The 16,513-nt window shown below is 65.9% G+C and carries 19 protein-coding genes and 1 pseudogene; 10 read left to right on the forward strand and 10 right to left on the reverse strand.

Annotated elements, in window-relative coordinates; all coding sequences use genetic code 11:
- Both RT614_RS03240 and RT614_RS03245 read right to left on the reverse strand, forming a co-directional pair.
- The gene (locus RT614_RS03240) at positions 1 to 2,547 is read right to left on the reverse strand and encodes a cbb3-type cytochrome c oxidase subunit I (RefSeq protein ID WP_313620229.1); all 2,547 of its coding nucleotides are present in this window, start codon (positions 2,545 to 2,547) and stop codon (positions 1 to 3) included.
- Positions 2,544 to 3,524 carry a c-type cytochrome gene (locus RT614_RS03245; protein ID WP_313620230.1) on the reverse strand — a complete coding sequence of 327 codons (981 nt, stop codon included), beginning with the start codon at positions 3,522 to 3,524 and terminating at the stop codon, positions 2,544 to 2,546. Before RT614_RS03245 ends, RT614_RS03240 begins: the two co-directional genes overlap by 4 nt.
- 166 nt (positions 3,525 to 3,690) lie before the next feature.
- Here RT614_RS03245 and RT614_RS03250 point away from each other — a divergent pair, with 166 nt between their 5' ends.
- The 5 genes from RT614_RS03250 to RT614_RS03270 all read left to right on the forward strand — a co-directional run bounded on the left by RT614_RS03250 (position 3,691) and on the right by RT614_RS03270 (position 6,063).
- Positions 3,691 to 4,113 (forward strand): c-type cytochrome, encoded by a 423-nt coding sequence (locus RT614_RS03250; protein ID WP_313620232.1) that lies wholly within the window; start codon positions 3,691 to 3,693, stop codon positions 4,111 to 4,113.
- Entirely contained in the window at positions 4,110 to 4,958 is an 849-nt protein-coding gene (locus tag RT614_RS03255; RefSeq protein ID WP_313620233.1) for a c-type cytochrome, read from the forward strand. Before RT614_RS03250 ends, RT614_RS03255 begins: the two co-directional genes overlap by 4 nt.
- 98 nt (positions 4,959 to 5,056) lie before the next feature.
- Complete coding sequence (locus RT614_RS03260) at positions 5,057 to 5,320, forward strand: hypothetical protein (protein ID WP_313620234.1); 264 nt, start codon at positions 5,057 to 5,059, stop codon at positions 5,318 to 5,320.
- The gene (locus RT614_RS03265) at positions 5,317 to 5,514 is read left to right on the forward strand and encodes a hypothetical protein (protein WP_313620235.1); all 198 of its coding nucleotides are present in this window, start codon (positions 5,317 to 5,319) and stop codon (positions 5,512 to 5,514) included. Before RT614_RS03260 ends, RT614_RS03265 begins: the two co-directional genes overlap by 4 nt.
- Positions 5,515 to 5,544: 30 nt before the next feature.
- On the forward strand, positions 5,545 to 6,063 hold the full coding sequence (locus tag RT614_RS03270; RefSeq protein WP_313620236.1) for a GNAT family N-acetyltransferase: 519 nt from the start codon (positions 5,545 to 5,547) through the stop codon (positions 6,061 to 6,063).
- Positions 6,064 to 6,185: 122 nt separating this feature from the next.
- On the opposite strand, the gene RT614_RS03275 is transcribed toward RT614_RS03270, so the two are convergent.
- From RT614_RS03275 to RT614_RS03300, 6 genes and pseudogenes are all read right to left on the reverse strand, one after another.
- A complete protein-coding gene (locus RT614_RS03275; RefSeq protein WP_313620238.1) occupies positions 6,186 to 6,578 on the reverse strand; it encodes a YkvA family protein in 393 nt (130 codons plus the stop codon).
- Between the two features lie 295 nt (positions 6,579 to 6,873).
- Positions 6,874 to 7,461, reverse strand: coding sequence for a TetR/AcrR family transcriptional regulator (locus RT614_RS03280; protein WP_313620239.1), 588 nt, complete (start codon positions 7,459 to 7,461; stop codon positions 6,874 to 6,876).
- 290 nt (positions 7,462 to 7,751) lie between these two features.
- Positions 7,752 to 7,982: a hypothetical protein gene (locus tag RT614_RS03285; RefSeq protein ID WP_313620241.1), complete on the reverse strand. Its 231-nt coding sequence runs from the start codon at positions 7,980 to 7,982 to the stop codon at positions 7,752 to 7,754.
- A 490-nt stretch (positions 7,983 to 8,472) separates the two neighbouring features.
- Positions 8,473 to 9,999 (reverse strand): annotated as a pseudogene (locus RT614_RS03290) (autotransporter domain-containing protein); the annotation flags it as partial.
- Between the two features lie 153 nt (positions 10,000 to 10,152).
- Entirely contained in the window at positions 10,153 to 10,935 is a 783-nt protein-coding gene (locus RT614_RS03295) for a class I SAM-dependent methyltransferase (RefSeq protein WP_313620243.1), read from the reverse strand.
- Positions 10,932 to 11,429, reverse strand: a complete 498-nt coding sequence (locus RT614_RS03300; protein ID WP_313620244.1) for a DUF2938 domain-containing protein — start codon at positions 11,427 to 11,429, stop codon at positions 10,932 to 10,934. The genes RT614_RS03295 and RT614_RS03300 overlap by 4 nt, the downstream gene beginning before the upstream one ends.
- A gap of 82 nt (positions 11,430 to 11,511) precedes the next feature.
- Between RT614_RS03300 and RT614_RS03305 the strand changes: the two genes are divergently transcribed.
- The 4 genes from RT614_RS03305 (at position 11,512) to RT614_RS03320 (ending at position 14,038) form a co-directional block, all read left to right on the forward strand.
- A complete protein-coding gene (locus RT614_RS03305; protein ID WP_313620245.1) occupies positions 11,512 to 11,943 on the forward strand; it encodes a helix-turn-helix domain-containing protein in 432 nt (143 codons plus the stop codon).
- A 348-nt stretch (positions 11,944 to 12,291) separates the two neighbouring features.
- Positions 12,292 to 13,023, forward strand: a complete 732-nt coding sequence (locus RT614_RS03310; protein WP_313620246.1) for an MBL fold metallo-hydrolase — start codon at positions 12,292 to 12,294, stop codon at positions 13,021 to 13,023.
- Between the two features lie 126 nt (positions 13,024 to 13,149).
- Positions 13,150 to 13,308 (forward strand): hypothetical protein, encoded by a 159-nt coding sequence (locus tag RT614_RS03315; protein WP_313620247.1) that lies wholly within the window; start codon positions 13,150 to 13,152, stop codon positions 13,306 to 13,308.
- A 178-nt stretch (positions 13,309 to 13,486) separates the two neighbouring features.
- Positions 13,487 to 14,038, forward strand: coding sequence for a type 1 glutamine amidotransferase domain-containing protein (locus tag RT614_RS03320; protein WP_313620248.1), 552 nt, complete (start codon positions 13,487 to 13,489; stop codon positions 14,036 to 14,038).
- A gap of 15 nt (positions 14,039 to 14,053) precedes the next feature.
- Here the strand turns inward: RT614_RS03320 and RT614_RS03325 are convergent, their stop codons facing one another.
- Together RT614_RS03325 and RT614_RS03330 are read right to left on the reverse strand one after the other, a co-directional pair.
- A complete protein-coding gene (locus tag RT614_RS03325; protein ID WP_313620250.1) occupies positions 14,054 to 14,386 on the reverse strand; it encodes a cupin domain-containing protein in 333 nt (110 codons plus the stop codon).
- Positions 14,387 to 14,454: 68 nt separating this feature from the next.
- Entirely contained in the window at positions 14,455 to 15,441 is a 987-nt protein-coding gene (locus RT614_RS03330) for a tripartite tricarboxylate transporter substrate binding protein (protein WP_313620251.1), read from the reverse strand.
- Between the two features lie 177 nt (positions 15,442 to 15,618).
- Here RT614_RS03330 and RT614_RS03335 point away from each other — a divergent pair, with 177 nt between their 5' ends.
- Positions 15,619 to 16,503 (forward strand): LysR family transcriptional regulator, encoded by an 885-nt coding sequence (locus RT614_RS03335; RefSeq protein WP_313620253.1) that lies wholly within the window; start codon positions 15,619 to 15,621, stop codon positions 16,501 to 16,503.
- Positions 16,504 to 16,513: the final 10 nt, after the last annotated feature.

The raw sequence follows: 16,513 nt of genomic DNA on the forward strand, positions 1-16,513 counted from the left end.
TTATCCCGTCAACCGCGGAAATGCGTGAAGCAGCGCCAGGGCAAGCAGGCCCTGCGCCGCCGTGTAGAGAAACATCATCTTGGTGGTGTCGTAAGCCGCGCGCCGCGTGGCGCGCAATCTTCCCGCCACGGACCGCGCGACGGTGAATGTCGCCATCAAGGCAGTCAACCCCGCGAAGATGGCCTGCAAGCCCGCCACCGCGTAGACGGCGGCGGCGTACGCGCTGGCCTGAGGACACAGGCCGGCTTGCCAGTGCGTGTGGATGTCGTGTCCCGCCGACAGGGCCACCAGCCCGGCCGCCACGGGCAGACCCCATCTCAGCGCCCGATGGCCGCCCTGGCCCAATGGGCCTGCGCAGCCCGCCGCCAACGCCGCCGCGACCAGCAGCAGGGCGGCGGACACGAGCGGCTGGGTGACAGACGGCAGCGCCTCGGGCCGCGGCCACTCTCCGGGGCCCGTGGTCCACAAAAAAAGATAGGCGAACATCAATGATCCGAAAATACTGGCGCAGACGATGACCAGCAGCACCATGGCCCACGACGAATGAGAGGCGCTGCCGGAGCACATCATCGGCAGGCGCACGCCGCCGCCGATATCCACCGGCGGATGGTCGGGGCCCGTATCCGCGTCCCAAAGCCAGCGCCACAACGCCACGACGGCCAGCAGGCCGAACGCCGCCGCCAGCGGCAGCAGCTTGAATGTCAGCAGCAAGAAGAATCCGGCGGTGCCCACCGCGGCCAGCAGGGGCGACCACCCCGGGCCGGGCAGGGCCAGCACGTAGTCCGGGCGGGCGTCCAGCGCGCTCGTCACCAGCGTGGAGCGCAGGCCGGCCGGCGCGTGGGGCAGAAAATGCTGTCCATCGGCCACTGCCTGCTCAATGCCCGGCTGGTCCCAGAGGGGTTCGCGGCTGGTGACTGCGGGCACGCTGCGCAGCCCGTAGCTGCCGCTGGGCAGCCATTCCAGGGTGCCGGCGCGCCAGACGTTGCCGGCGTTGTTTTCCACGCTGGGCCGGAAATTGCGCGCCAGGTCGACCAGGAACACCAACACCCCGGCTGCAATGAGATACGCGCCGACGGTCGACACCAGGTTCAGCGGCCCGAACCCCTGGCTTTCCGCATAGGTATAGACGCGGCGCGGCATGCCCGCCAGGCCGGTGAAGTGCATCGGGAAGAAGGCGATGTTGAAGCCGGCGAACATCAACCAGAACGCCCATCGGCCCAGTCGTTCGGACAGGGCGCGCGCACTGATGAACGGCGCCCAGTAATAGAACGCCGCGAATAGCGGAAAGACCATGCCGCCGAACAGCACGTAGTGCAGGTGCGCAACGATGAAATAGGTATCGTGCGCCTGCAGATCGAACGGGATCACCGCGACCATGACACCCGTCAATCCGCCAATCACGAACACGAAGAAGAACCCCAGGATGTACAGGGTGGGCGTCTTGATCGGCCGCAAGCGCGCCGCCCCGGCGATGGTCGCGATCCAGGCGAATATCTGGATGGCGGTGGGCACCGAGACCGCCATGCTCGCCGCCGACGCGAAACTGAGCGACAGTTGCGGGATGCCGGTGGCGAACATGTGGTGCACCCACAGGCCGAAGCTGAGAAAACCGGTGGACACCACCGCCAGCACCACCAGGCGATAGCCCACCAGGGGCCTGCCCGCCATGGCCGGAATGATCATGGACACCATGCCGGCGGCCGGCAGGAAGATGATGTAGACCTCGGGGTGGCCAAAGAACCAGAACAGGTGCTGCCACAGCAGCGGATCTCCGCCCCGATCCGCGATGAAGAACGGCATGTCGAAAGCGCGTTCCAGTTCAAGCAGCATCGTAGCCACGATGACGGCCGGGAAGGCGATGATCACCATGCCGCAGAAGACCAGCATCACCCAGGCGAACACGGGAATCTTTTCCAGTGTCATGCCGGGCGCGCGCGTGCGCAGGATGCCCACGGCAAGCTCGATGGCCCCGGCGATCGCCGAGATTTCGATGAACCCGATACCCAGCAGCCACAGGTCTGCGTTCACCGCGGGCGAATATCGGGTTCCGGTCAGCGGCGGATACATGAACCAGCCGCCGTCGGGCGCCAGCCCCACGAAAATGCTGCAGAAAAACACCAGCCCGCCGATCGCATACGCCCAGTACGCATAGGCCGACAGCCGCGGGAACGGCAGGTCGCGCGCGCCCAGCATGTTGGGCAGCAACAGCACGGCCACCGCTTCCACCGCCGGCACCGCAAACAGGAACATCATCACCGTGCCGTGCATGGTGAAAAGCTGGTTGTACAGTTCATGGCCGATCAGGCCGGCCTCGGGCGCGGCAAGCTGCGTGCGCATCATCAGGGCCAGCACGCCCGCCAGGATGAAAAAGAGCAGGGCGGTGGCAATGTACAAAAGGCCGATGGACGTGTTGTTGACCACGGTGAGCGCCCGCCAGCCTGTCGGCCGCTTCCAGGCGCGCTCGAGCTGCTCGATCTCGCCGGCGGGGCGCGGCAACCCGTTGGGAAGCGCGGGCGGCACGGAGGGCGCGTCGGTCTGGGCGGTCACTTCAGATTTTCCAGGTAGCGGGCCACGGCGCGCACGTCCTCGCCCGGCCAGTCGTTGAAAGAGGGCATGCCGTTGCCGGGCTTGATCTGCTGGCTGCCGGCGATCCAGCCGCCCAGCGCGCCCACGTTATTGGGCAGCACGCCGGCCGCCAGCGAAGGACGGCTGCCTATATGAGTCAGATCGGGGCCCAGCGTGCCGCCGGCCGCCGTGCCCCGTACGGCATGGCATTGCGCACAGGCGCGCTGGAACAACTGCTCGCCGGCCCGCAACGCTGGCCCGGCCACGCGGGCCGGCTGACGCTGCGCTTGCGCCCAGGCCTGGAATTCCTGCTGCTCAAGGGCCTGCACATCGAACAGCATCCGCGCATGCTGTGCGCCGCAGAACTCGGCGCACTGGCCGCGGAACACGCCGGGCGTGCGCGCCAAAGCGCGCATCCGGTTCACGCGTCCGGGAATCATGTCCAGCTTGCCCCCCAGCTCGGGGATCCAGAAACTGTGGATCACATTGTCGGACTTGAGCAGGAACTCCACGGGTTGGCCGGCCGGAACGCGGATGTCGTTGGCGGTTTCGAACAGCAGTTCGCCCGATGCGTCCAGGTAGCGCACCCGCCACCACCAGAGTTCGCCCGTGACTTCGATGCGCGCCGCCAGCGACTCGGGTTCGCGTGTGGCCGAGAAGGCGGGGCCCAGCACATAGAGCAGCAGCGCCGTCAGCGCCAGCACAGGAAAAACGATGCCGGCGCCCACAATCGTCATGGGCCTGGCCAGCGCCCGCCGCACAGACGCCGGCCCGAACAGGGCCAGCGCCATCATGGCGGCCACCGCCGCGAAGATCACGGCCGCGCCGATGAACAGCACCCAGCCGATCTCCGCGATGCGTGCGGCTTCTTCGCCGCTGGGCTGCGTGATGGCCCGGGGCTGGGCCGACGACGCAAGCGGCGTCGCGGTGATGAGCACGAACGAGATGAAGGGCGCCATATTGTTTGTTGTAAGGGTCGATCTCTTGATTGGGTCGATCCGGCTTGATGGCGGACGGGAGTCGCCGTCCCCGCGAACGGGCTCGTCAGCACGTGTCGTGCCCGCCGGCGTCGCCGGCGGGCCGGGCATGCTGCTTGCTGGCCGGGCTTGATTCAGGAGACAGCCCTTGCGCCGGATCGCTCGACCCAACCGCCTGCCGCTGGCCCTTGCCGTGTTGGCCTTGCTGGCCGGGTGCGGAGACGACAGGCCGCCGCTCTTTGCCGCGGATGCGGCCGGGGGCTTGCCCAAGCAGGCGGACCCGGCTCGCGGTCGCGCCCTGATCGCCGAAAGAGGGTGCATTGCCTGCCACGTCGTGCCTGGGGTTAGCGCACCGCCGTCGCGCGTCGGCCCGCGGCTGGACAACATGGGCCGGCAGGCTTACGTGGCTGGTTTACTGCCCAACACGCCCGACAACCTGGTGCGCTGGCTGGTGGACCCACCCGCCATCAATCCCCGGACCGCCATGCCGGACACGGGCCTGCAACGATCGCAGGCCGAGGACATCGCCGCGTTCCTGCTGGGGCCCGCCACGCGGGGGAGCGCGCCATGAAGCGCTGGATGCGCACCGCCGCGATAACGCTTGCCGTCACAGGCGCCGCCGCCGGTGTTGCGGGCGGCGCCGTCGTCTATTTCGGCTGGTACGACATCAGCGCCACATCCCCGCACACCATCGCGGTCCATCATCTGATGGACACCGCGCTGTCCCGGGGAGTGAAGATGCGCTCGGCGGACGTGGAGGTGCCGGATCTTCAGGGCGCGGAACGCATTCAGAATGGATCCCGTCTGTACCGCGCCCATTGCGCGCAGTGCCATGGCGGGCCGGGCGTTGCCCCGCAGCCGTATGCGCTGGGCTTGAATCCGACGCCGGCCGCGCTGGTGGGGACCGCCCGGACACGCTCGGCTGCCGAGATCTTCTGGATCACCCGTCAGGGCATCAAGATGACGGGCATGCCGGCTTGGCGGCATCGACTGGCGGACGAAGAAATCTGGGACGTGGTGGCCTTCATGCGCGTGCTGCCGGCGTTGACGGCCGACGAATACCGGCGTGGCGAAGATGGGCAGGCTCCGGCGACCCGCGCCCCGGCGCCCGGCGGCAACCTGCGCGCCGGCAACGCGAACGCGGGACGCGACGCGCTGCATCAGTACATGTGCGTCGCCTGTCACGCCATTCCCGGCGTCCCGGGCGCGTGGAACTATGTCGGCCCGTCGCTTGCCGGGATTGCGGACCGCCCCGCGATCGCCGGGACGTTGCCCCATACCCCCGAAAACATGAAGCGGTGGCTGATGTCGCCGGACGAGATCAAACCCGGCACCGCGATGCCGAACCTTGGGGTGTCGGAACAGGACGCGCAGGACATCGCGGCGTTCCTGCAGACGTTGTCGGAAAGTCGCTGACGACCGGCAAGTCGTTTCCCTTGAACGGCCGCAGCCTTCGGGAACGCCGTTTGCTCGCCTTTCGGAACCCATCTTGTCCGTTGTTAAGGAACATCGCCATGCCGCAGCCTAAACCCGACACCGCCAGGACATCCATCCCCGGCCAGCCCGACGTCAATGCGGGCGCATTGCGCCCGTCCGGTGCGGCGCCGTCGCCGGAAGACAGGGTGCCCGACATCGATCATCCGCCGCCCGCGCGCAGCCACGACCAGCCCGGTTTCGACCGCGCCGTTGCCGAAGAAGAGGCCGAGGCGCGCAGCGGCACACTGTCCGGCAGCAGTGAAAACCGGCCGGCGCCGCCACCCGAGGAGCCCGAACAATGATCATTGAAGTCTTTCAGCGCGGGGACGGCATGTGGAGCTTTCGGCGCATTGCGTTGCTGGGCGTCCAGGAAGACCCCGGGATGTATCCGTCGCGCGACGCCGCCGCCGCCGCGGCTCGGGTCGTGTACCCGGGCGAGGCCATTTCCGAGGTGGACCCGTCCGAGGATCCGCCGCCTCAACCGCATTCGGATTAGGGCAGAACCGCGGGCCGATCCAGGAATGCCATGAATGAAATCCAGAACCTGCTTGGCGATCAGGCTCCGGTGGGCTACCTGCTGCGCGATCCGCGTCCGGGCGACATGGGTCTTGTGGTGGCCAACCAGGCCGTCGTGTATGCCCGCGAATTCGGCTGGTCGGCCGAGTACGAAGCCCTGGCGGCCGAGATCGTGGCCAAGTTCATCCGGGAATTCGACCCCGCGCGCGAACGCTGCTGGATCGCGGAAAAGGACGGCAAGCTGGTGGGTTCCGTGTTTGTCGTGCGCCAGGACGAAACCACGGCAAAGCTTCGGCTGCTGTATGTCGATGCATCGGCGCGGGGGCTTGGCATCGGCCGGCGTCTGGTCGACGAATGCCTGCGATTCGCCAGGCAGGCCGGGTATCAACGCATGGTGCTGTGGACGAACAGTGTGCTGACGGACGCCCGTCGCATCTACGAGATGGCGGGCTTTCAGCTTGTCGAAGAGGAAAAGCATCACAGCTTCGGCAAAGACCTGGTCGGACAGTACTGGGCGCGCGACCTGTGAACCTTCTTGCCCACCACCGGGACGCGGCGAGCCGTCCATGACCGAGGCCGCCAAAGCCGTGCTTGCCGCGGCGCTGACCAGGCTTGGCTGCGTCGCCTGCGCATGCGCCGAAACCCGGCCATTCACGAACGGGATATCAACCACATCCCCGCGGCTGCCGCCACCGCCAGCCACAGCGTCACGATCAGCACGGCGCCGCTTCGGCTGCGAGGCTTGGCATGCCGCGCGGCAATCCATGCTTCCGCCTGGCCCCGGCATTCCAGAAGCACGTCGGGCGGCAGGAGCTTGATGGCCAGCCAGATCAGACCGGGCAACAACAGCACGTCATCGACAAAACCCAGCACGGGGATGAAGTCGGGAATCAGGTCGATGGGGCTCAGCGCATAGGCGACGACGAAGACGCCCAGTGCCTTCGCATACCAGGGCGTGCGCGGATGCTTGCCGGCAAACCACAGGGTCATTCCGTCGCGCTTGATCTGCTTGGCCCAGTGCTTGAGGCGTTCTGCGATGTTCATGGCGTCAGCCGCGGCTGCCGGGAGGAGAAAGACTGAAGCGCATTTTAGGGGATCGAGGCGCGGCTTTCGCAGCCCGCAGGGGATCACCGCCGTGCGCGTTATCGGTGCTGCTGCGGGAGGGTGGAAACAGGGTGTGGCATGGCGATGTTTCCTTGAGATTGCCCTCGGTCGAATGGGGATCGCGACGCTGCGGGCGGGTAAGCGAGATGGGATCGTCTGGTTACTTGTGCGACCAACTAGTTGGTCGGTTGGTAATGTCAAAAAAAGCGCACTGCCGTGCGCGCGCAGGCCGGCTTCAGGCCGGTCCGGTCAACTGGCGAAGAGCCGCCCGGGAAATCGACGCGAACGCCTGAGGATCTCCGCAAGCCCGCGCGGTCAGCATCGCGCCGTACACCGTTGACATAAACGCCTGCGCTTCCGCCTTCACGTCATCACGAAGCTGGAATTGCCCTTTGGCCGCGCCGCTTTCAAGCACTGCCGCAATCCAGGCCGCCAGCTCGCCGAAGTACGCCCGCACCTCGTCCGCGATGGCCTGGGGAATCATGGGCAATTCCGCAGCCAGCATCGCGCAGATGCATATCGGCATCGAGCCCTCGCGGACGCAGTTGGCCCAGTAGTCGGTGTACGCCGTCAATCGGCCCAGCGGGTCTTGCACCTGTTCGTCCAGCGCCGCCAATCCTGCGCGCGACTGACCCCGATGCTGGGCAACCACGGTCAGGACCAGGTCCGCCTTGGTGGGAAAGTGGTGGTGGATGCTGGGCTTGCCGATACGAACCCGTTCGGATATGTCGGCATAGCTGAACCCGTGATACCCCCCGGCGGCCAGCAGCAGCTTGGCCTGTTCGACGATTTCGGCGGCTCTGGGGGAAAGCTCCAGACTCATTGGGATGGACCTTGATTGGCTGACATTGGAAAAGCAGTGACCTTGATGGTCGCCGAGGGGAACCGCGGCACAGACGCACTGGGAAGGAGCGCCGTCCAGGTCGGTTGGGTGGCAGCCAATCTACTAGTTGGTCGGTTGGCTGTCAATACCAAGCCGTCGCGGGGGAAGAGCACTGACGAGGGGGCGCGGCTACGGTATGGCGGCGCAAGCGAAGGGCGCAATCCGCATTGCCGACGGAGCGTACGGCATCCATCGCCACTCGCTGATTCGCTGATTACCCAGGGCCGCTTTCAGGATGGAGCAGACCCGTGCGCCACCTCGATCCCAACCGTGCCGTCCGGCAGACGGTACTTCTTGCCGGCAAGCCAGGTCACGAGCTCGCCGGTAGGCAGCGTGCATATGAATTGGGTATGCAAAGCGCCGCCGCGATTGGGCATTGCGACAAGCCGGCGCTCCACGCGGCAGGTGGAACGGTCGGGCAGCTTGACGATGACATCCGATAACCTGGTGTGGCAAGTCATGCGTAATCCTCCTCGCATTCCACGCTCGATATTCCGAACGTGAAGGTTGGGACTATGCGTAATTACTACCAGTCATGGAGCTTATTGTTGGCGAGGGAGGCCACGCGGCAAATCCGGCAGGCGGCGGACGCCTACGTGCTTAGAACGGGCAGGGGCGTTGTGGGCCGTTCGGACAGGGTGAACGTGCGTAAGGCGCTAGCCGAACGCCTGTACCGCGTGGATGGCATTGCGTCAGGCGCGACTATTCCGGATGAATCCCAACGTTGCCGCTCGATCGAGATCTAGCACTTTGCGACATTCGCCGCCCTATGGACCGATGGAACGAACGATGACCAAAGATCCAGGCGTAAAGTCGCGGCCCAAGTCTGACGCTGAATGTGGCGCGCACAAATCAAAGCCCCGACCCGGAATCCCGGTCGGGGCTTTTTGCATTTGGCGTCAGGCTATTGCGAGGCGCCGTTTGCGCTTACGGATCAGAACGCGATGTTCACCGAGCCCAGCACGCCCTGGTCAGTGGCGCTGGAGGCGAACTGGCCGTTGTACGACAGGCTGATGGTGGTGTTGCGGGTGATGCGCGCGCCGATGCCCAGATCAACCACCGCTTGATTGCGGGCAATCGGTGCGCCCGAGATATCGAACGCCAAGCCGCCCGCGAACGACTGCGTGACGGTGGGGCGCACGTCGCCCGCGGCGTAGCGCCATCCAAGGGTGCCCTTGGCGACCATGTCCATGCCGTTCACCGTGAAGCTGGTCTTGCCGCGCAGGCCCAGGGTGCTGAAGGCGGTGTCCATGTCCTGGCTGCGCACGCGCAGCGCATCGGCGCCGCCGCTTTCCTTGAAGCCGTCGGCACGCTGGTTGACGTAGGCGAGGTTCAGGAACGGTTCGACGGACGAGCGGCCCAGGTCGAAGCGGTAGCCCAGTTCTCCGAAGATCTGGGCGGTGCCGGCGTCGTAGCTGGAGCTCATGCGATCTGAGAAGCCCGGCACGGCCAGGTTGCGATCGGCCTTGATGTCGTGCCAGGTGTAGGACAGGCCGAACGGAAACCGAGCGCGCCCCATTGCTTGCCGCCATACACGCCCAGGTTCCAGTCATCGCTCTTGGCGGACGCGTTGCTGCCGCGCATGTCGTACCGGCCATGGCTATAGCCGGCCAGCACGCCCATGCGCCAGTCGTTGAAGACGGGCATGTCGGCGCCGATGAATAAGCCGCTCAGCGAGGTGTCCAGTCGGCTGGCGTTGCCGTCGCCGTCCAGGTGGCCCCAGTTGCCGAAGAAGCGAGCCCAGCCGCGCGTGGCGCCGCAACCAGAGGCCGCCTGTCCGTTCGAGGCGCCGTTGCCCGCGGGGGCGGCATCGGAGGCCGAACATGCCAAGGTGTCGGTCAGGCGGTCGCTCATCGCATCGCGGGTGACGCGGCTGCTTTCCAGCATTGCGCTTTGCACCGAGGCGTAAAGTTCGCCGGACAGCTGATTGAGCGCCATGCGGGCGTCATCGGCGGTCTGCTGGTTCAGCACGGGCGTGGCGGCGGCGCTGCCGGCGCCGGTCGACTCCAGGCCCTGCGCGACGGCTTGCTGATTGCCAGACGCGGCAATGTCGGTGATCGTCTTCGTCTGTTTGACTTCCAGGTACGAGTCGCTGCCGTCGGAAGCCGAAGCCAGGCCGTAGAAGGCCGTAAGCTGCGAGTCGCCGGTGACATCGAAAGTCCCCGTCACGCCATCGGTCGCCGTCAGCACCGTGTACTTGGCGCCCAGGACATACGGCGCCGCCGTGGTCTTCGTGACATTGAGGATCGCGCCTTGCTCGATGGTGGCCGTACCCATCACGGCAATGCGATCCGAGGCGGAGGAGGTGGGATCGACTTCGACTTGATAGACACCGCCTTTTTGCTGCACGTAGGCGCCGTTCACGTTCAGGGTGCCGATGCTGTTCCCGGGGGCGACGACGCCGCCTGCGCGGACCGTGGTCGCGCCGACGGTGCCGACGCCGCGCAGCGTGCCGCCGATTTTATTAACAGTGTATATTGGGGACGTAGTAACACTACGTCACATGAGAGCGAGCGGGCGCCTGGGGGCGCGCAGTCGTGGCTCGAGCAGATCATTTTCATATCGGCGCAAAACAGCCTTCGACCCGTCGCAACGCACCCGCGGAGCAACGCGCTCGACCTTCTGGTCTCCCTACTCGGATACGCGGCCTTTCACCGCATTGGCGCGGGCGCTGTACGTAATGCGGCCTTGGGCATCGGCCGGCTGAAGGGTGCGCAGCCGCATTTTGATCCGTGCCAGATCATCGGCCGCCATGGCCGATAGCGTCGATCCCACGCTTGGCGCTCCCAGGGCTGTCGACCAGTAGTCCTCGAAATCACCAAATGCGCGCTGCACCTCGATCACCCGCGTTTCGACCGCCCCGAGGCCGGCGCCGACCCATAATTCCTGCATTGCCTCCAATCGGGATGCCCACGGGCTGGGGGGCGAGGGAACGGTAATGCCCATCCCGCGTATTTCGGCGAGCAAGGCCTCATACGGAAAGCCTCCGCCCGGCATGTCCCAGGCGTACGCCGCGACGACGCCGCCCGGGCGGACGACGCGCGCCATCTCGGCGACGCCTTTGGCCGGGTCCGGAACAAAGAAAAGCACCAGCGGCATCACCGCGGCATCGAACGCGGCGGCTGCATAGGGCAGGGCCATGGCGTCGCCTTTGCGAAAGCGGGCCGCCCGCAATGCAGGGCGCGCGCTTGCGTAGGCCAACTGCTCGTCCGACGGATCCACGCCGTGCATCGACGCCGGCGCGCAACGCAGCATCAGCATGTCGGTGAAAGCGCCATTTCCGCAGCCGACGTCCAGCCAGTCCCACGCTGGGAGCGGCGCTAGCCAATCCAGGAAAACGTCGCCGGCAAGCTGGCTCCACTTTCCCATGTATCGCTCGTACCCGGCGCCATCCTTGAAGCGGATTTCATTCATTTCATAGCCTCCAATAGTTGCAATGCCGCAGCGGAAAGATATAGGCCCGCCCCGAAGACACCGTGAGTCGCCAGACTGCGCAGGCAGTTCTTCAGCGGCGTCGGCGTCTTTGCCGACATGAATCCCGCTCCCATCGCCGGCTGAATGACGAACCACGGTACGACGACGGTCGCCACGCCCACCGCCACGGCGGGCAGGAAGGCGGGATCGTGCAGCCAAGCCCCACCTTGAACGGCGATCAGCAGCCCGGCGAAGGCAAGCCCGGTCCCGTAGTGAATCGCCCAACCCACCGGCCGCTCGCCGGGCACCGGGGGCGCCCGGCCAATACTGGCGTGCGCGAACCGTCCCCGGCAGAGGTGTCCCGCCCAGCGACCCACCAGTGCATAGTCAAGCGTGGGCACGCCCAGGCGCCGCAGCGTCAGCGACCACACGTCCATGATTGCCGTAGCGCCCACCCCGACCAGCGCCACTCGTATTACATCCATCCATGCCATGTCGGCTCCTTTTATCGATGCGTTCAGCTGATGTCGAAGGCATGGTAAAAGTTGAAGTCAACTTTAAGTCAACAGGGCTGTGATGGACATTTCCGAAGTCGCCCGGCGCACGGGCGTGCCCGCTTCGACGCTACGGTTTTATGAAAGCAAAGGACTGATATGCGCAACGCGCGCAGCGGGCGGCCGGCGGCGGTTTGCACCCGGCGTGCTGGATCAGCTGGCGCTGATCGCGCTGGGGCAGGCGGGCGGCCTGTCGCTGGATGAGATCCACGCCATGCTGTCGCCCGAGGGCGCGCCGCGCGTGGACAGGGCGCTGTTGCTGTCCAAGGCGGACGAGATCGACGCAACCATCAAGCGGCTGCGCGCCATGAGCCAGAGCCTGCGCCATGCCGCCGCATGCCCCGTCGAAAACCACGCCGCATGTCCGACGTTCCAGCGGCTGCTGAAGGCCGCGGCGGCCGGGCGTTTGAGCCAAAAGGATGCGAAGCCGAAGGTGGCTCGCGATACTTCTTGACGTCGAAAGCGAAGCGATGACGGTCTGCGGGCCTGAGCACCTCGGCAACCATTGTCGGCACGAAGTAGCCGGTGCAGAAATACTGGCTGGCGGGCCATTCGCCGACCCCGCATGCGTTGCATCGCGCCAGAACGAACGAATCTCGCGGGCCATTTGGGGCCCGAAAGCTTGATGGACATAAACGGCGTAACACGCCATCGCGACGGGACGAACGAACCCTTTCGGGCGCCATTTCGCGGCCCGTCGGCCTGATGGACATAAACGGCGCAACGCTCGACAATCGTCGAACGTCCACCCGGCCGCCGGCCGGTTCCGGACCCCGTCAGTGACCCAGGAAAGGAGCGCGCCATGGCGACTCAAACCCTTTCAAGCGGTACAACCATCGGGGAAATCGCAGACCGCATTTACCGAATCTCGACGCCCGTCGAGATTCCCGGCGGGGGCGGGTTCTCTTTCAACCAGTACCTCATCGACGACGACGCACCGCTGCTGTTCCATACCGGTTTGCGCAAGCTCTTCCCGACGGTCAGCGCCGCCATCGCGCGGGTGATGCCTATCGAGCGGCTGCGCTATGTGGGCTTTTCGCATTTTGAATCCGACGAGTGCGGCGCGCTGAACGACTTTCTTGCTGTCGCGCCGCAGGCGGAGGCCTTGTGCGGGCAGGTCGCAGCCATGGTGTCTGTGGGCGATTTTGCCGATCGGCCGCCGCGTGCGCTGAATGACGGCGAGACCCTGTCGTTGGGGCAGCACCAGGTGCTCTGGCTGGACACACCGCATCTGCCGCACGCGTGGGAATGCGGGTTCCTGATGGAGACCAAATCGGCCACCTTGCTATGTGGCGACCTGTTCACGCAGGGCGGCTCGGACAACCCCGCGCTTACCGAGAGCGACATCCTCGAACCCAGCGAAGCGTTCCGCCGCCAGATGGACTACTTTTCGCACACCCGCAACGCCCGTGCGATGCTGGAGCGCCTGGCGGCGTTGCAGCCGTCGACGCTGGCCTGCATGCACGGCAGCGCGTGGCACGGCGATGGCGCGGGCTTGCTGCGCGCGCTTGCGGACAGCGTTGAAAGAGGGTAGGGGCTGCACCGGGACGGCGGTCTGCAGAAAAAGCCGTCGCGGCAGTTGCATGTGCCATTTCCACGGGCGGCCGCGGGCTTTGTCGCGAGGGAAGCCGCGCCGGCGTCCGACACCGAGCAACTGCGCTTGGACGCGCTGATGGAACCGTCGCGGCATAAAAATTGTTCGCCCACGCAGCGCTCGATGCCGCCTTTCTTTCCTGAGCAAGGGGTGTTCGCCGCGGCGGCGGCCACCGAAATAAGCATCATCGCCACCAGCATCAATAAGCGCATCGTCGTTTCCTGAAAAGCAAGCAAGGGATGGTCCTGGTCCCCCGGGATGGCGGGTGCATGGCAGCGGACGTGGGCGCTATCTTACTGTCCCCCGCCCTGGAGGCGGCATGACACTTGCTGCGCAGCCAAAGCGCGCCAGCAGCCCAATTCCCGGCGCGCCGCAACGTCAGGGCTGCGCAACAGGAGCAACCATGGCAACACTTGAAAATGTGAACGTAGCGATTCTGGCGGTGGACGGATTCGAGCAGGTGGAATTGACCGGCCCACGTCAGGCGCTACAGGACGAAGGCGCGCGCACGGTGCTGGTGTCGGCGCGCACGGATCCGATTCTGGGCATGCACCACGACAAGCCGGGAGACAGATTCCCGGTGGATTTGACGTTCTTGCAGGCGGCGTCCGAGACGGAAAAGTTCGACGCGCTGCTGCTGCCCGGCGGGGTGGTGAACGCCGACGAAATCCGGATGCAGCCCAAGGCGCAGGAAATCGCGCGTGCATTCCTTGACGCGGGCAAGCCCGTGGCAGTCATCTGCCACGGCGCGTGGCTGTTGATTTCTTCCGGCGGGGTGAAAGGGCGCAAGATGACCAGTTGGCCATCGCTGCAGGACGATCTGCGCAATGCCGGGGTGAACTGGGTGGACGAAGAAGTGGTGATCGACGGCGCGCTGATTTCCAGCCGCAAGCCTGACGACATTCCGGCGTTCAGCCGCGCATTCGTCAAGGCGCTGCAGGGCCTGGGCAAGTGATGATGCGCTGCGGCGCTAGCTTCGCTTCAGCGCCACGGTGACCAGCACCGACGCATCTTCCAGCGCGAACAGCGCGTGCGGCGCGCGCCCCGCCAGATACATCAAATGGCCGGGGTACAGGACATGCGTGGCGCCATCGGCGCTGATTTCGATGCTGCCTTCCAGACACTGGATGGTGATTTCCCCGGCGACGTCATGGGACGGCATGGCACTGCCCGCCAGCAGCACCAGCCGCATGACCTCCAGGTCTTCGGACTTGAAGAGCGCGATCGATTGCTTCTGGGCAAGCGCGGCGCCGTAGGGAGTGAGGTCGATGACCTGCCCGGGATCCGCATGTTTCAAGGCCATGATGGAGCTTCCTTCGCGAAGGGGGGATGAGCAGACGATGCCTCATCCGGGCTCCATGCAACGCGGCCTCAATTGATCTTGATGCCGCGTTCCTTGACCAGGTCCTTCCATTGGGCCGTCTCCTTGGCCAGATGGTCGCGCAGGGCGTCGGGCGTGCTGCCGATGGGCTCGGCGCCGATCGAATCCAGCGTGGCCTTGACCTTGGCGTCGGCCAGCGCGTTGCGCATGACTTCGTTCAGCTTGGCCACGACTTCAGGCGGCGTGCCCCCGGGCGCGAACGCGGCGAACCACGGCATCAGCTCGTAGCCGGGTACGCCCGCTTCCTGCATGGTCGGCACGTCGGGCAGGGCGGCCGAGCGCTTGGCGGTGGTGACGCCCAGCGCGCGCAGCTTGCCGGTGGCGATGTGCGGCTTGGCCGACGTGATGCTGTCGAACATGTAGTCCACCTGGCCGCCCAGCAGGTCGGCCACGGCCGGGCCGCTGCCCTTGTAGGGCACGTGCAGCATGTCCACGCCCGTCATGGAAACGAACAGCTCGCCCGCCAGGTGGATCGACGTGCCCACGCCCGCCGAAGCGTAGGTGTAGTGATTGGGTTGGGCCTTGGCCTTGGCGATCACGTCCTGAACGCTGGTTGCGCCGGTGCGGGACGGATTGGTGACCAGCACGTTGGGCACCACCGCCAGCAGCGAGATCGGGGCGAAATCCTTGATGGGGTCGTAGTTCAAGTCGGCATACAGCGCGGGGTTGACCGCCATGCCGTTGGCGACGATCAGAATGGTGTAGCCGTCGGGCTTGGACCGCGCCACCGCCGCCGCGCCGATGTTGCCGCCCGCGCCCGCGCGGTTCTCCACGATGAACGACGTATTGAGCTGCTTGCCCATGGATTCGCCCAGCGTGCGGGCGATGCTGTCCATGGCGCCGCCGGGCGGGAAGGGGACGATCCACTTCACCGGATGATCGGGATAGGCGTCGGCCTGCGCGGCGGCAGCGCCGCCCAGCAGCGAGAGGGCCAGCAGGGCTTGGGCAAAAGGTTTGATTACGTGGCGCATGCGCATGGTTGTCTCCATTCTTGGCGGGCGAGGCCGCCGGCATGTCCGTTGCGTGGGCAACGTCTGCCGGATTCATACTTTGATTGTCGGGGCTCGAACAATGTTTGCAGTATCGCTTGCGTTTTCTGTGGGCGTCCAAGACCATATGGGTTCCGATTGATACCCATTAGGTCTGAATACGTCATGGAACTCCGGCATCTGCGCTATTTCCAGGCCGTGGCCGAAGCGGGCAGCTTCACCTTGGCCGCCTCTCGCCTGCACATCGCCCAGCCGCCGCTCAGCCGCCAGATCCGGCAACTGGAAGACGAGCTGGGCGTCGTGCTTTTCGAACGCACCACCCGGGCGCTGCGCCTGACCGAGGCGGGGCGCTTCCTGCTGGAGCAATCGCGCCTCTTGACGGCCCGGCTGGAAGAGGTGCTTGAGGGCACCCGCCGCCTGGGCCAGACGCAACGCCGCTGGTTCGGCATCGGCTTCGTGCCCTCCACGTTGTATGGGTTCGTGCCCGAACTGATCCGCCTCTTGCGCAGCGCCGATGCGCAGGTGGAGGTCGGCCTGACGGAAATGAATACGTCCCCGCAGATCGAAGCCCTGAAGGCGGGACGCATCGACCTGGGTATCGGACGCATCCTGCTGGACGATCCGGCCATCGAGCGCCGGGTGCTGATGACCGAACCCTTGCTGGCCGCCGTGCCGCTGCACCATCCGCTGGCCGGCCAGGGCAGCGTCTCGGTCCAGCGGCTGGCCCGCGAACCCTTTGTTCTCTATCCAGCGCGGCCGCGGCCGAACTATGCGGACCACGTGATCGGCCTGTTCCGCGCCGCGGGACATTCGCTGCAGGTGGTGCAGGAAGCCAACGAACTGCAGACCGCCATCGGACTGGTCGCGGCGGGGCTGGGGGTGACCGTGGTGCCGGCGTCGGTGCAACGCCTGCAACGGCAGGACGTGGCGCACGTGCGGATCGATGCCGACGCGTTCGTGTCGCCGGTGATCGTCAGCTATCGCAAGGACGACGCGTCGGAGTTCCTGGCGCGGGCGCTTGAGCTGGCCGGAGAATTGGCGAAAGGGTAAGCGGGCGGCG

This window comes from Achromobacter sp., assembly GCF_032102605.1.
Lineage (GTDB): Bacteria > Pseudomonadota > Gammaproteobacteria > Burkholderiales > Burkholderiaceae_B > Achromobacter.